This is a genomic window from Arthrobacter antibioticus, from assembly GCF_030063205.1.
Classification (GTDB): domain Bacteria; phylum Actinomycetota; class Actinomycetes; order Actinomycetales; family Micrococcaceae; genus Specibacter.
In genome coordinates, this window is record NZ_JASISQ010000006.1 from 120428 (window position 1) to 134542 (window position 14115).

Sequence of the window (14115 nt, forward strand, 5' to 3'; positions counted from 1 at the left end):
GAAAGTTCGGTAACTAGTCTTCTTCTTCTTCAAGAGCATCAGCAATCTCATTGCGTTCTTGGACCTTAGCGAGGGCTTGCTGGGCTTCCTCGCGGGTTTCATAGGGTCCAATCAAGGACTTCCACCCTGACTGTGCATTCTTTTCAACTTCATGAGTTTCCACGTTGTACCAATATTTGGCCATGTTGCTCTCCAACTCTGTGCGGGGTCAATCCAACAGTTGCCATCTTAGGCCGTGCAGGTTCACTTACAGGGGCTACGGCTGCCGCCGTAGACAAAAACTTATAGGATGGCTTTATGTCTTCCACTGCAACCACGGCCCCACTGGGCAAGCTCGTTCCCGGTATCATCAGCCCCGAGCTGGCCGTACCACAGTCCATCCCCCGCCCCGAATACGTGGGCAAAGCCGGCCCGGCACCGTTCAAGGGTTCGGAGGTGAAGGATGCGGAAACTCTAGAAAAGATTCGCATCTCTTCCAAGATTGCTGCCCAAGCCATCGTGGAGGTTGGCAAACATATTGTCCCTGGGGTGACCACCGATTCCTTGGATCGGATAGGGCACGAGTTCCTGCTTGATAACATGGCTTACCCGTCAACGCTTGGGTACAGGGGTTTTCGCAAGTCGCTGTGTTCATCCATCAACGAGGTGATCTGTCACGGTATACCTGACAGCACTGTTGTAGAAGACGGGGACATCATCAACATAGATATCACGGCGTTTAAAAACGGCGTCCATGGCGACACCAACGCCACGTTCACCGTTGGCAATGTCGATGAGGAGTCTCGTCTGCTGGTTGAACGGACGCAGGAATCACTGAACCGTGCCATCCGCGCTGTGGCGCCAGGACGTCAGATCAATGTCATTGGGCGAGCCATCTCTGCATATGCCAAACGCTTTGGCTATGGTGTGGTGCGTGACTTCACCGGTCATGGTGTGGGCGAGGCCTTTCATACGGGTTTAATTATTCCGCATTATGACGCTGCACCCGCTTACAGCACTGTCATCGAGGAGGGAATGGTGTTCACCATCGAACCGATGCTCACCCTTGGCAGTATCGAGTGGGACATGTGGAGCGATGACTGGACGGTTGTTACCCGTGACCGTAAACGCACTGCCCAGTTTGAACACACCATGGTTGTCACGGCCACCGGCGCCGAAGTCCTGACGCTGCCCTAGCCCAAGCAACTATCCCAGCCCATTACACGCGCAGCGCCTTCCTGACAGACCTTTAGTACCTGACTCGAATTTGAACCGAAAACTTCTATCTTTGGAGCCCGAATGTCTAAGAAGCACTCACACCCAACAACTGTCATTGGCATCGATATTGGCGGCACCGGTATCAAAGGCGGCATTGTTGATTTAGAAACCGGCACCATAGTAGGAGACCGTTTCAGGATCGACACCCCCACGCCATCAACTCCCCAAGCTGTTGCCAAGGTGGTAAAGGCCGTTGTTGATGAACTCTCAACCCGCCCTGATGCACCCAAAGACGATGCACCTGTTGGCATCACTTTTCCAGCGATCATCTCCCACGGCGTAGCTCGTTCGGCAGCCAACGTGGACAAGTCCTGGATCGACGCCAATGTCGATGAGATCTTCACCAAGGAACTTGGCCGCGACGTTCAGGTCATGAATGACGCCGACGCTGCAGGTCTGGCCGAAGCCCGCTACGGAGCGGGTCAGGGCATCAAGGGTACAGTTCTTGTCATCACTCTAGGCACAGGCATAGGCTCGGCGTTCATTTTCAATGGCAAGCTTGTCCCCAACGTTGAACTTGGTCATTTGGAGTTGGATGGCTTCGACGCTGAGACCCAAGCGTCGGCCAGCGCACGGCAACGAGATGACCTGAGCTGGGATGAATACGCGCTCCGACTCCAACGCTACTTCTCACACGTAGAGTTTCTGTTCTCCCCTGAGCTGTTCATTATTGGCGGCGGCATTTCAAAACGCAGTGAAGACTACTTGCCAAAACTGAAGTTACGCACCAAGATCATCACGGCCGAGTTGAAAAATAATGCCGGAATTGTTGGCGGGGCGCTGCAGGCAGCCGTACATTTCAAACTCACTAAATAACCGCCCGCAACGCAATTGTGGACACGATGCAACTAAAGCCGTAGTGTCAGTGGGCTCCAGCTGACGCTACGGCTTTAGCTTTGGCTTCCGTCGTGGAGAGTTTGGCTTTGTACCGCACCAGCTGCAGCAGCCGTTGCTGCTGCATTCTCGCTGCGCAGCGTGGCAATTGAACCTTCAAAGTCTTCCAGCGACTCAAAGGCCTGGTAGACGCTTGCGAATCGAAGATATGCCACCAAGTCAAGGCGCCTCAACGGAGCCAAAATGGCGAGGCCCACATCATTGGCCTCGATTTCGGCCGCGCCACTGGCCCTGATTGACTCTTCTACTTCTTGGGCCAGCACAGCCAGATCGTCATCAGTAACGGGTCGGCCCTGGCATGCTTTGCGCACCCCACTGATGATCTTGCTGCGGCTAAATGGCTCAGCGACTCCTGACCGTTTGGACACTGAGAGGCTGGCCGTTTCTACTGTGCTGAAACGACGCCCGCATTCGGTGCATTGCCGGCGACGGCGGATGGATGAGCCGTCATCGGAGAGGCGGGAATCAACCACCCGCGAGTCGGGATTACGGCAGAACGGGCAGTACATGCGGATCCCTTCGTCTCTTGGTGCCCCCAGTCTAAGAGGAGCAAAGTACAAATAATAATTACCTGACGCACACTTTTGAGCGTTTCGCGCTCATGTTGGCGCACTGTTGCTGTTACCGACACTACAGGGACGGTGCTAGCTGTGAAAACGCACCGCCACAGCGTCCCCGTGTGCCGGCAGTCCTTCGGTATTGGACAAGGTGATGACATGCTCCGCTACTTGTGCGAGAGCTTCCTTGTTGTAGTTAATGACCTGTATGGCACGCAGGAACGTAGTGACGTTCAATCCTGAGGAGAACGCGGCAGTTCCACTTGTTGGCAGCACATGGTTGGACCCCGCACAATAGTCCCCTAAACTCACGGGACTGTAGTCACCCACAAAGATTGCCCCTGCGCTGGTGATTCGCGCCGCCACTTCTACTGCATTTTCAGTGACGACTTCGAGGTGCTCGGCCGCGTAGGCGTTGCAGACGGCAACGCCCTGCTCTAGGTCATCAACCAAGACGATGCCGGACTGCGGGCCGCCCAGGGCGGTTTCTACACGCTCGCGGTGCCGGGTTAGGCCAACTTGTCGCAGCAATTCGTGTTCCACGGCGTCCGCGAACTCCACTGATGGTGTAACCAACACTGAGGCAGCGTTCGGATCGTGCTCTGCTTGGCTGATCAAATCGGCGGCAACGAAAGCCGGATTGGCACTCTCATCGGCTAAGACGGCGATCTCTGTGGCGCCCGCTTCGGAATCAATGCCAACCACTCCCTTGACGAGACGTTTGGCAGTGGCCACAAAAATATTGCCCGGACCCGTCACAACGTCAACAGGGTCTACAGACTCCCCACCGCCATTCGCGCTGCTTCCTTGCGCAACACCATAGGCAAACGCAGCGATTGCCTGCGCCCCACCCATTGCGTAGACCTCTTCAATGCCGAGCAGGGCGGCAGCTGCCAGAATGGTCTTATCCGGCAGTCCCCCGTTTTCCTTCTGTGGCGGTGAGGCCAAAGCTACCGAACTAACTCCGGCACTTTGGGCGGGCACAGCGTTCATGATCACAGACGATGCCAGCGGTGCCAGACCACCGGGGACGTACATACCTACACGTGAGACAGGAACCCAGCGCTGAGATATTACGGCGCCGCTGGCCACCGGATAATGAATGTCTGCCGGCTTTTGTGCTTGTGCAAAAGCCTTTGCCCTGGCAATGGATTCTTCCAGCGCGGCGCGGACCTTTGGGTCCAGCGTTTCAAGAGCGTGGGCAAGGGCTGCGGTGGGGACCCGGGGGTGTTCCTGGGTCACGCCGTCGAACTTCTTGGCAAGCGCAGCCAATGCCGCATGCCCGTGTTCGCGCACCTGCGCAATGATCCCCCGGACAGTTGACTCCGCCGTGGACACAGTGGATTGGTCTGTCCGCGGAACAGCACTTTTTAGTTCGGCCAAGGTTAGAGTGCGGCCCCGCAGGTCGATGCGGTGCAATCCAAGCTGCGAAGTATATGCCGTGCCGGTTGCCTCGGCCAGGTTGGTGCTTACCGTGCTGGGCACTGAAGGTTCAAGATTGCTCACAAGATCTAAGTTTACCCGCTATTTCCGCTCAGACCCTGCATTGTTTCGGCGACCCCGCCCAACGGTCCCCCGCAGGTTGGGGGCATCGGTGGCGATGCTAGCCCGTGGATTCCCCGAAACGGGACCAAACGCGTAAGAGAGAAGATTGGAAATGAAAATAATCAACAAACTTGCCATTGGCCACAAAATCAGCACCGATGCTGAACGCAGCGAAAACACCATGCTGGGGCTGGTCATATTATTGGGCGGCGTGTGGAACAAATCTCCGGCAAAAACACCTACCCGCCAGGCAATGACGGATCCAACAAGGCCCCCCACGGCTACGGCCAACAGCAGTATTCCCTGCGATGAAGAAGCCGGAGAATCCGCTGGCCGGGATGAGCGCATGCGTCCCCGGTGAACTAGTACTGCGGCAAGAATCCCCGCCAACAGCAGCAAGCCACTCAAGGTTGCATCCCGCGGGAACCATATCTCAAAGTCCTTACCCTCACCATAAAAAGCTCCGCCCGGGGCCAACAGCCACCAAAGGACACCGGCTCCAACACCGGTGACGGCCGAGAAGCCAAGCCACTCTCGCCACACACCCCCGGTTGTCGTAGTCGGAGCCTGCCGTTGGGTGCTGCGCCTGTACCTGCGCAGACGCTGGGAGGCGCGCTTGTGATTCTCTACCCGTTGAGCGCTGCGGCTGCTGAGGGCGTGCGAGGAGAGCGCAGGCAACGGCGCAGCCACCTCTGGCTCTGGGCCGTCGCCGCCGAGCGTACTGGCAGTTGGCTGCGTTTTAGCTATTGGTAAAGAATGCTCACTCATCGCTTAACCGTAACGCCCGTTGCCGCCAGCATCAGCTTTCCAGACATGTGGACCCCAACAATACCTTCAGGTCACCGAAAAGCGCCGGAGTTGGATTGACTCTGTGATGCAGTGGCAGCTTCATGACTTTCACAGCCCGGCTGCCAGCTAAATGCATTTTGACTTCAGTGTTACCGCGGTGGTCTCCTAAAACCTGTTTCAGGGCAAGGAGTACCTGCTCATTTGCTTTGTGCTCGGGCATGGAAATCACCAACGGACCGGACATTCCCTCACTAAGATCCGGGACTGAAAGCTCCATCGCGTTGAGAGTAATCGCGCCGTCGTCACGCTTTTGCAATCTTCCTTTGACAACCACAATCAAATCCTCGGCAAGGACGTTGGCGATTGGACCATATACCTGGCCAAAGAACATGACCTCCAGGGAACCCCCAAGATCCTCAACCTCACAGCGGGCGTATGGGTTCCCGCTGCTCTTGGCAATGCGGCGCTGCAAGTTGGTGATCATCCCGGAGATGGTGATGATGTGTCCATCGTGGGGTCCGTCGTCGCCCAAGACTTGGGTGATGGACATGTCAGCGTTTTGGCTTAGTATTCCTTCAAGACCGCGCAGCGGGTGATCTGAGACGTAGAGACCCAGCATGTCCCGTTCAAACGCGAGCTTGTCCTTCTTTTCCCATTCGGGCAGGTCTGGGATCTCTGTGACAAGGGCAGACTCCGGCTCGGCATCGCCGCCAAGACCGGCAAACAGGTCGAATTGCCCAACAGCCTCGTTGCGCTTGATCATGATGACCGAATCCACTGCTTCTTCATGGATCATGGCCAACGCTCGTCGGGCATGACCCAACGAATCAAAAGCACCGGCTTTAATCAGCGATTCAATGGTGCGCTTGTTGCATACCACCACCGGAACTTTCATGAGGAAGTCAGAAAAATTCTCGAAGTCTCCACGCTCTACCCGCGAACCCACCAACCCATTGACAACGTTGGCTCCAACATTACGTATGGCACCCATTCCGAAACGGATGTCCGTCCCAACGGGGGTGAAGTTTAGCGATGATTCATTGACATCTGGGGCAAGGACGGTAATTCCCATGCGGCGGCATTCATTGAGGTACAGCGCCAACTTATCCTTGTCATCGCCAACGCTTGTCAGCAGTGCAGCCATGTACTCGCCCGGGTGGTGTGCTTTGAGATACGCGGTCCAGTAGCTGATAACCCCGTAGGCGGCTGAGTGGGCCTTGTTGAAGGCATAGTCGGAAAAAGGCAGCAAGATGGCCCACAACGTGGCAACGGCAGCGTCCGAATAACCGTTGTCGAGCATGCCTTGATGGAAGCCCTCATACTGTTTATCCAGTTCAGACTTTTTCTTCTTACCCATAGCGCGGCGGAGGATGTCTGCCCGCCCCAACGAATAACCGGCCAGTTTCTGGGCAATGGACATGACCTGTTCCTGGTACACGATCAGGCCATAGGTCCCACCCAAGATTTCAGCGAGAGGCTCCTCCAACTCCGGGTGAATGGGCGTGATGGGCTGCAGACCATTCTTGCGCAGAGCATAATTCGTGTGTGAATCGGCGCCCATTGGCCCGGGGCGATATAGCGCCAGGACGGCGGAAATATCTTCAAAGTTATCCGGGCGCATGAGTTTAAGCAGCCCGCGCATGGGTCCGCCGTCAAGCTGAAAAACGCCCAGTGTGTCCCCGCGCGCCATAAGCTCATAAGAGGGCGCATCATCAAGTTCCAGCCGCTCAAGATCAAGATCAATACCTTTGTTCGCTTTGATGTTCTCCAGCGCATCGGTGATGATCGTGAGGTTGCGCAACCCCAAAAAGTCCATTTTGATCAGGCCGAGGCCTTCACTTGTAGGGTAGTCGAACTGGGTGATGACCTGACCGTCTTGGATACGGCGCATGATGGGAATGACGTCAATGATGGGGTCAGAACTCATGATCACACCAGCGGCATGGACACCCCACTGACGTTTGAGGCCTTCCAGACCCTTTGAGAGCTCAAAGACTTTCGCAGCCTCTGGATCGGAGTTCATGAGGTTGCGGAAATCCGCAGCCTCCGAATAACGCTTCGCTTCGGGGTTTTCAATGTCGTTGAGCAGGATGTCTTTGGCCATCACGGCCGGCGGCAGCGCTTTGGTCAACATTTCACCCATGCTGAAAGGGTGCCCAAGCACGCGTGAGGCGTCCTTCAGAGCCTGCTTGGTTTTAATGCTGCCGTAGGTGACGATCATGGCAACACGTTCATCACCATACTTTTCCGTGACGTACTTGATGACCTCATGCCGGCGCCGATCATCAAAATCGACGTCAAAGTCAGGCATGGAGACACGTTCCGGGTTCAGGAACCGCTCAAAAATTAGGCCATGGCGCAGAGGGTCAAGATCAGTGATCCGCATGGCGTAGGCAACCATGGAGCCGGCACCTGAACCACGCCCTGGTCCAACACGAATACCTTGGCTCTTTGACCAGTTGATGAAGTCGGCAACCACCAGGAAATAGCCGGGGAAGCCCATGCGAATGATGACATCCAGCTCATAATCGGCTTGCTTGCGGACATCGTCCGGGATTCCGGCCGGGTACCGGTATTTCAGGCCCTCATCAACTTCCTTGACCATCCAGGATGTTTCGTCTTCTCCTGGCGGGCAGGGGAACCTGGGCATGTAGTTTGCTTCAGTGTTGAAGGAGACATCACATCTCTCAGCAATCAGCAATGTGTTATCGCAAGCTTCCGGGAGTTCCGAGAATAGGGAGCGCATTTCTGCTGCCGACTTGAGGTAGTAGCCGCTGCCGCTGAATGCGAAACGCTTGCCGCCCTCGTCATAGGTCGGCTCAGTCAGGGTGGAACCCGATTGCAACGCGAGAAGTGCCTCGTGTGCCTTGGCGTCGTGTTCGTGGGTGTAGTGCAGGTCGTTGGTGGCGACAAGGGGAATTTTCAGCTCCTTGGCGAGTCGCAGCAGGTCCTTTGTTACCCGCCGTTCTATCTCCAACCCATGATCCATGAGTTCACAGAAATAGTTCTCTGCACCGAAAATATCCTGAAACTCAGAGGCTGCTGCCCTGGCCTCGTTGTATTGGCCAAGACGCAACCGAGTTTGTACTTCGCCCGAGGGACAACCTGTTGTTGCTATCAGACCCGGGTGGTATTCGTTCAGTAGCTCCCGGTCAAGACGGGGATACTTGCCCATGGGGGAATCAAGGGATCCTAAGGAGGAGGCCCTGAACAGGTTCCGCATGCCCTGGTTGTTATAGCTGAGCAGCGTCATGTGCGTATAGGAGCCACCGCCGGAGATATCATCTCTGCGCTGGGACTCGTCGGTGCGCCACTTCACCCTTGTCTTATCGGTGCGGGCCGTTCCCGGGGTTACATACGCTTCAACACCGATGATGGGCTTGATTCCGGCGTTGGTTGCTTTCTGCCAGAAGTCGAAGGCACCAAATAAGTAACCGTGGTCGGTGGTTGCCAACGCAGGCATTTCTAACCGTTTGGCCTCATCGAATAACTCGGTCAGGCGCGCGGCGCCGTCAAGCATGGAGTATTCGGTGTGATTGTGAAGATGGACAAAACTGTCAGTCGATGAGCTAGCCACTGGACTATTCTACGACGCATTTTCGCACCGCAATCCCGACACCCGATCGGCCCCACCCACCTGGGCCATCGCTCGCTCACTTCACGTCGTTAAACCCGCATCGCTCGCTCACTTAGTGAGCGAGCGTACGCCAAAACACAACGTGAAGTGAGCGAGCGATGGGGTAGTGAGCTAGTGATCCCCGCGCAGATGATCCAAAGCGTAGCTCAGGTCAAGCGGATAGGGGCTGCTGACACTAACCCACTCCCCCGATGACGGGTGCGTGAAACCTAGCTTGTGGGCGTGCAGCCACTGCCGGGTCAAGCCCAACTCGGCCGCTAGTGCCGGGTCCGCCCCATAGGTCAGGTCACCAGCACAAGGGTGGCGCAACGCCGAGAAGTGAACACGAATCTGATGGGTCCGCCCCGTCTCCAAATGCACTTCCACCAGAGAGGCCTTGCCAAAAGCTTCAAGTACCTCATAGTGAGTTATTGATGGGCGACCGTCTTCAATGACGGCGAAACGCCAGTCATAGCCCGGGTGCCGGCCAATGGGGGCGTCGATAGTGCCCTTTAAGGGATCGGGCAGTCCCTGCACCATGGCGTGGTAAATCTTCTCAACAGTCCGCTCCCGGAAAGCCTGCTTTAGGACCGTATAAGCGTGTTCGGTTTTTGCCACCACCATGGCACCGGATGTACCAACATCCAAACGATGCACAATACCGACACGCTCTTGGGCACCGGAGGTTGAAATGTTGTATCCGGCGGCTGCCAATCCACCCACAACGGTGGGGCCAACCCATCCCGGCGACGGGTGCGCAGCAACACCAACGGGCTTATCGACCACAACGAAGTCATCGTCATCCAACAAGATGTTCAGACCATCAACAGCCTCAACGACAACCTCGAGTGGGTCGCGGCGCTGTGGAATAGTAACCTCTACACTGGCTCCGGCTACGAACTTCTCGCTCTTGCCAACTGCAGTGCCGTTCTGGCGAACATTCCCTTCGTTGCACAACAGGGCCGCAGCGGATCGTGAGATGCCCAGCAAGGCCGCCAGAGAGGCGTCGGCCCGCCGTCCTGCAACGTCCTCGGGAACGGTGAACGTTTCAGTCATTGTTCCTTTTTCCACTTTCGGTATCGGCAATGGCCGGATTGTTCTCAACAACCAGTTCCGTGTCTGCTGCTGAGCGCACGACTTTTTCTTCTGCGACTTCTTCTTTTATCGCGCTGTCCACCGGCTTAACCCCGCTCAAAGGAATTCCCAGGAGGGTGAGAATACAGATGGCTATGACCCCGCCCACAACCCCCATATCTGCCATATTGAAGATGGCGAAGTTGGGGAAGGAAATGAAGTCAACCACGTGTCCCATGCCGAACGACGGCGGACGGAACAGTCTGTCGGTCAGGTTCCCTAATGCCCCGCCCAGGACTAAACCGAGGCCGATGGCCCACCACGCCGAGCCGATCCGACGGGCCAAAATGATGATGGTGATGGACACAGCCGCCATGATCAAGGTGAAGAACCAGGTGAAATCTTCACCGATCGAGAAAGCCGCACCCGAGTTGCGAATGAAGAACCATTGCAGAACGCCCGGGATCACCGGAGTTCTCTGTCCCTCAATCATGGTGGAGGTAACCCACCACTTAGTCATTTGGTCACAAGTATAGGCAAAGGCGGCAAATCCCAACCAAAGCCACCAGAAACGCCGGAGGAACTTCGGTGCGGTAGTGCGGTCCTGCAAAGAGTTTTCGCTCATGGTGCTTTCATTAGTTCTTGGGCAAAACGTTCTTCTCAATTATAGGTGGCCGTTTCAAGAACGTGACGCGCAGGTCACGTTCGGTCCAGCCACCGCGTCCAACCACAACCATTGCAGCATAAAGACTTTATTGAGGTTAATAAACAAAAAGACCGGTGGCACAAGTTTCCTTGCACCACCGGTCTTTAGTTTTTCCTTAGGATGCCGAGTTGCCCTCGGCGAAGTCCGGTGCTGCCACCGAACCACGAGCATCCAAATCACGCAGTTGACCTTCAATGTAGGTCTTCAGGCGTGAACGGTAGTCGCGCTCAAATCCGCGCAACTGCTCAACCTTGCGCTCAAGCACCGAACGCTGCTGTTCCAGGGCACCGAGCGTTTTACGGCTCTTCTCCTGGGCGTCGTTGACAAGCGTGCTGGCTTCGATCTGTGCTTCAGCAATGATCTTGTCGCGCTGCTCAACACCTGCATTGACGTATTCGTCATGGAGGCGCTGGGCTAGGGCGATAACGCCGGTAGCGGATTCAGCGGAGTTGTTTGTAGCAACTGCCGGGGCAGGTGCTACAACTACTGGCGCTTCCTCAACAACAGGCTCCGGCTCAGCCTTGACAGGCTCAATAACTTCAGGCTCAGCCTTGGCTGGCGCTTCCGTTACGACTTCTTCCTTGGCAAGCAGCGGGGCCGCTTGTGCGGGAACTGCACCAGTGTCGGATGAAGACTGTGCAAGTTGTTTGCGCAGGTCCTCATTCTCTTGATGCAATCGGCGAAGCTCTACGACGATCTCGTCAAGAAAATCGTCGACTTCGTCCTGGTCATAGCCTTCGCGAAACTTGGTCGGCTGGAACCGTTTGTTGACAACGTCTTCTGGCGTAAGCGCCATCTGGTCACCTCATTGGTCTTAGTGAGTCTGAAACCGGTCGAAACCGTTCCGACTGCGGTACCGAATACATATCTGGAGATCTGCACTTGGGGTCTATCGCTTTTTACAATATAGCTTTTCGTCGGCGAAAACTAACGACGCGGCGCTAACTGACAAAACTTTTTGTGACACTCATCCCAATACCCACCGCAACGAGCAATAAAATGAAGCCAATATCAAGGGCAACTGAGCCGATACGCAATGGAGGAATCATCGCACGCAGCTTTCGAAGCGGCGGGTCGGTCATCCGATACACCACCGAGGCGCCTACGAGCGCGGCACCCTTTGGCCGCCAATCACGGGAAAAAACCTGTATCCAATCGAACACCATACGCAATAGCAGCGTGAGGAAGTAGAGCAGCAGCAACAGGTAGAGAAGAGCAAAAACAATTGTCACGTGAGTGCACACAATCCCTAAGTGGATGAAATCTGAAACGTCGTTTTTAAGAATAGCCCAGCACCAGCCAAGTCGTCATGGTGGAGAAAACTCACGCATCCATGATTCGGCTGGCAACTCATACAACGAACTGCCCGGGCACAAAGTGCCCGGGCAGTTCTAAAACGTGTGGGACTACGATTTAGCTTTGGTTGAAGAAACTCGCCTGGGTGTCCGAGATCTTCTTGTCGTCACCAAGGACTTCAATATATGACGGGGATAGCAAAAACACCTTGTTGGTCACGCGCTCAATAGAGCCACGCAGTCCAAAGACCAGCCCAGCCGAGAAATCAACCAGTCGCTTGGCATCCGCTTCGCCCATGTCCGTGACGTTCATGATGACAGGTATGCCATCCCTGAAGCTCTCGCCAATGATTTTGGCATCATTATAGGATCGGGGATGTACGGTGGTGATTTGACGCAAACTGACTGCCTCTTCCCGATTCGATGCGGCGCGCTTGATAGGGGTCACGGGCGCACGATACTCTTCGTCGCCGGCTTTGGGTGTTGTCCCTTCAGCGGCAACAGCTGGCGCAGAATCACGCTCATATGTCTCCGCGTTCTCTTCATCCCTGGAGAAGGACGGAGCATGCTCCGCGTCGTAGTGCTCGTCACCGTCGGCGAGCCCAAGAAAGATCATTGTCTTGCGCATAGCGCCAGCCATGGTAGCTCCTCATTAGTCTGCAAAGCACAAGCACTCTCTCCGGTACGTGTGCGGTAAAACAAGTTGTTGCCAACATACAAAACGCTACAGCACCTCAGGACGAGGGCCGAGTATATCCGAACCGACACGCAGGTGTGTCGCCCCGACGGCCAGCGCTGCTTCAAGATCGTGACTCATGCCAGCTGAGATCCCGCCAGCTCGCGGATGTATGGCTTTCAAAGCCGCGGAGGCAGAGGCCAACAACTCAAAGGCCGGCTCCGGAGCGACTCCTCGTGGCGCAACCGCCATGAGACCTGCCAGTGCGAGCCCGCTTGTGTTCGCAATCAGCTCTGCCAGTTCCTCAATGCCCGACGGCGCGACCCCTCCCCTGCCGCCGTGGCCAACGGCACCGCTGGTGATTGGATCCGGGTAGGCCTGCGAGAGGTCCACTTGAATAAAGCACTGCAGATCCGTCCTGCCGTTTTCCTGCTGCCTCACAGCCATGGCTCGGCCAAGAGATGTCACTAACGAAGGCCTATCAACAGAGTGGACGGCGTGGGCGTAGGCGGCCACTGACTTTGCCTTGTTTGTCTGCATTTGTCCAATGAAATGCCAGCGCATGTCAGGGTCATTGACCTGCCCAGCCTTTGCCGCAGCCTCTTGATCCCGATTTTCACCAACGTCTCTAACCCCCAAGCTCCGCAGTCTTAGGACGTCAGAGGCTGGATGGAACTTCGTCACAACAATGAGCGTGGGCTTGAGCTCATTCCCAGCGGCGGCATTGATCCGCTCCTTCACGGCGGTGAGACTGCTGGCCAGTTCCGCTGTGCGGGTTTCTTCCGAGGTCATTCTCTGTTGCTCTTTCCATCCGGTCACACAGTGCTTGCTAAATAGATTCGGGGGGGTGTTATTCGCCTGCGTTGTGAAACAGCCCGGAAGCCGCGGCGATAAAGCCGATGAACCGGCCTTCGGGCTCCCCGTCCCGCTGTGAACGCCTATGCGAGAAGTACCTTTGATCCTCAAGGGTGCAGATACCAGATGGGTGCCCCGTCACACCGGCGTTCCTCAACTGTGCCAGAACCGCCGCGGGAAGGTCTAGTGCGGGTGTTCCCCAGGATGTGCTTGCAAAGGCTTCCGAAACCTTCTGCGAGACTGTTGCGCGCATTGCTTCAGGGACCTCATAGCAACGCCCGCATATGCTGGGGCCAAGCCAGGCCTCGATGTTAACAGCTCCCGAAGCGCGCATCTGCGCTACAACGTTGGCAATAACACCCTGCTCCACCCCCGGCCGTCCAGCGTGAGCAACGGCAAGGACGGCAATACCAGTGGCGGTCATGCCAAGGCACACCACGGGGACGCAGTCAGCAACCATGACTGAGAGGCCGGTTGCAATGAATTCCCCACCGCCCGATTCTTCACCAAGCGGGCCAGCACTCTTCGGAGCCGCACAGCACAGCACCATAGCATCAGCCGTGGGTGCCTCACTGCGGGGTCCCCCTGCGTCAATAACCGCTGCGTCAATAACCTCTACATGACTGCCATGCACCTGGTTCATATAGGTCAGGTGCGCGCTGCCACCCAAACCCGGACTGTGGTTTGCTGGCAGCTCTTGAGCCAGGTCCTGACACACGTTCGAGGCCAGGGACGCCCTGCGGAGCTTCACACCATCCGGGTCGTCATTAACATGAAAAGCCAGGTTGCCAGCAGAGGTATCAGTGAAGCCCACCCATATTCCGGGGCGAACCTGCATTGAAGACCACATA

At 56.1% G+C, this 14115-nt stretch carries 14 protein-coding genes; 2 read left to right on the forward strand and 12 right to left on the reverse strand.

The window, feature by feature from the left end; genetic code table 11:
* Positions 1-13: 13 nt before the first annotated feature.
* Positions 14-184 carry an SPOR domain-containing protein gene (locus QMG40_RS13315; RefSeq protein ID WP_283531551.1) on the reverse strand — a complete coding sequence of 57 codons (171 nt, stop codon included), beginning with the start codon at positions 182-184 and terminating at the stop codon, positions 14-16.
* Positions 185-297: 113 nt separating this feature from the next.
* Here QMG40_RS13315 and map point away from each other — a divergent pair, with 113 nt between their 5' ends.
* The gene (gene map / locus QMG40_RS13320; RefSeq protein WP_283531552.1) at positions 298-1176 is read left to right on the forward strand and encodes a type I methionyl aminopeptidase; all 879 of its coding nucleotides are present in this window, start codon (positions 298-300) and stop codon (positions 1174-1176) included.
* Between the two features lie 102 nt (positions 1177-1278).
* On the forward strand, positions 1279-2073 hold the full coding sequence (gene ppgK / locus QMG40_RS13325; RefSeq protein ID WP_283531553.1) for a polyphosphate--glucose phosphotransferase: 795 nt from the start codon (positions 1279-1281) through the stop codon (positions 2071-2073).
* A gap of 74 nt (positions 2074-2147) precedes the next feature.
* Here the strand turns inward: ppgK and nrdR are convergent, their stop codons facing one another.
* From nrdR to QMG40_RS13380, 11 genes are all read right to left on the reverse strand, one after another.
* The gene (gene nrdR / locus QMG40_RS13330; RefSeq protein WP_283531554.1) at positions 2148-2660 is read right to left on the reverse strand and encodes a transcriptional regulator NrdR; all 513 of its coding nucleotides are present in this window, start codon (positions 2658-2660) and stop codon (positions 2148-2150) included.
* A gap of 135 nt (positions 2661-2795) precedes the next feature.
* Positions 2796-4169 (reverse strand): histidinol dehydrogenase, encoded by a 1374-nt coding sequence (hisD, locus tag QMG40_RS13335; protein ID WP_283531664.1) that lies wholly within the window; start codon positions 4167-4169, stop codon positions 2796-2798.
* A 63-nt stretch (positions 4170-4232) separates the two neighbouring features.
* Positions 4233-5021 carry a hypothetical protein gene (locus tag QMG40_RS13340; protein WP_283531555.1) on the reverse strand — a complete coding sequence of 263 codons (789 nt, stop codon included), beginning with the start codon at positions 5019-5021 and terminating at the stop codon, positions 4233-4235.
* 31 nt (positions 5022-5052) lie between these two features.
* A complete protein-coding gene (gene dnaE / locus QMG40_RS13345) occupies positions 5053-8619 on the reverse strand; it encodes a DNA polymerase III subunit alpha (protein WP_283531556.1) in 3567 nt (1188 codons plus the stop codon).
* A 171-nt stretch (positions 8620-8790) separates the two neighbouring features.
* Positions 8791-9714, reverse strand: a complete 924-nt coding sequence (locus tag QMG40_RS13350; RefSeq protein ID WP_283531557.1) for an RluA family pseudouridine synthase — start codon at positions 9712-9714, stop codon at positions 8791-8793.
* On the reverse strand, positions 9707-10357 hold the full coding sequence (gene lspA, locus QMG40_RS13355; protein ID WP_283531558.1) for a signal peptidase II: 651 nt from the start codon (positions 10355-10357) through the stop codon (positions 9707-9709). Before lspA ends, QMG40_RS13350 begins: the two co-directional genes overlap by 8 nt.
* A 196-nt stretch (positions 10358-10553) precedes the next feature.
* Entirely contained in the window at positions 10554-11234 is a 681-nt protein-coding gene (locus QMG40_RS13360) for a DivIVA domain-containing protein (protein ID WP_283531559.1), read from the reverse strand.
* Positions 11235-11379: 145 nt separating this feature from the next.
* A complete protein-coding gene (locus QMG40_RS13365) occupies positions 11380-11670 on the reverse strand; it encodes a YggT family protein (RefSeq protein WP_283531560.1) in 291 nt (96 codons plus the stop codon).
* A 181-nt stretch (positions 11671-11851) separates the two neighbouring features.
* A complete protein-coding gene (locus QMG40_RS13370) occupies positions 11852-12373 on the reverse strand; it encodes a cell division protein SepF (protein ID WP_283531561.1) in 522 nt (173 codons plus the stop codon).
* Positions 12374-12457: 84 nt separating this feature from the next.
* Positions 12458-13201: a YggS family pyridoxal phosphate enzyme gene (locus QMG40_RS13375; RefSeq protein WP_283531562.1), complete on the reverse strand. Its 744-nt coding sequence runs from the start codon at positions 13199-13201 to the stop codon at positions 12458-12460.
* A 58-nt stretch (positions 13202-13259) separates the two neighbouring features.
* The gene (locus QMG40_RS13380; RefSeq protein WP_283531563.1) at positions 13260-14114 is read right to left on the reverse strand and encodes a polyphenol oxidase family protein; all 855 of its coding nucleotides are present in this window, start codon (positions 14112-14114) and stop codon (positions 13260-13262) included.
* Position 14115: the final 1 nt, after the last annotated feature.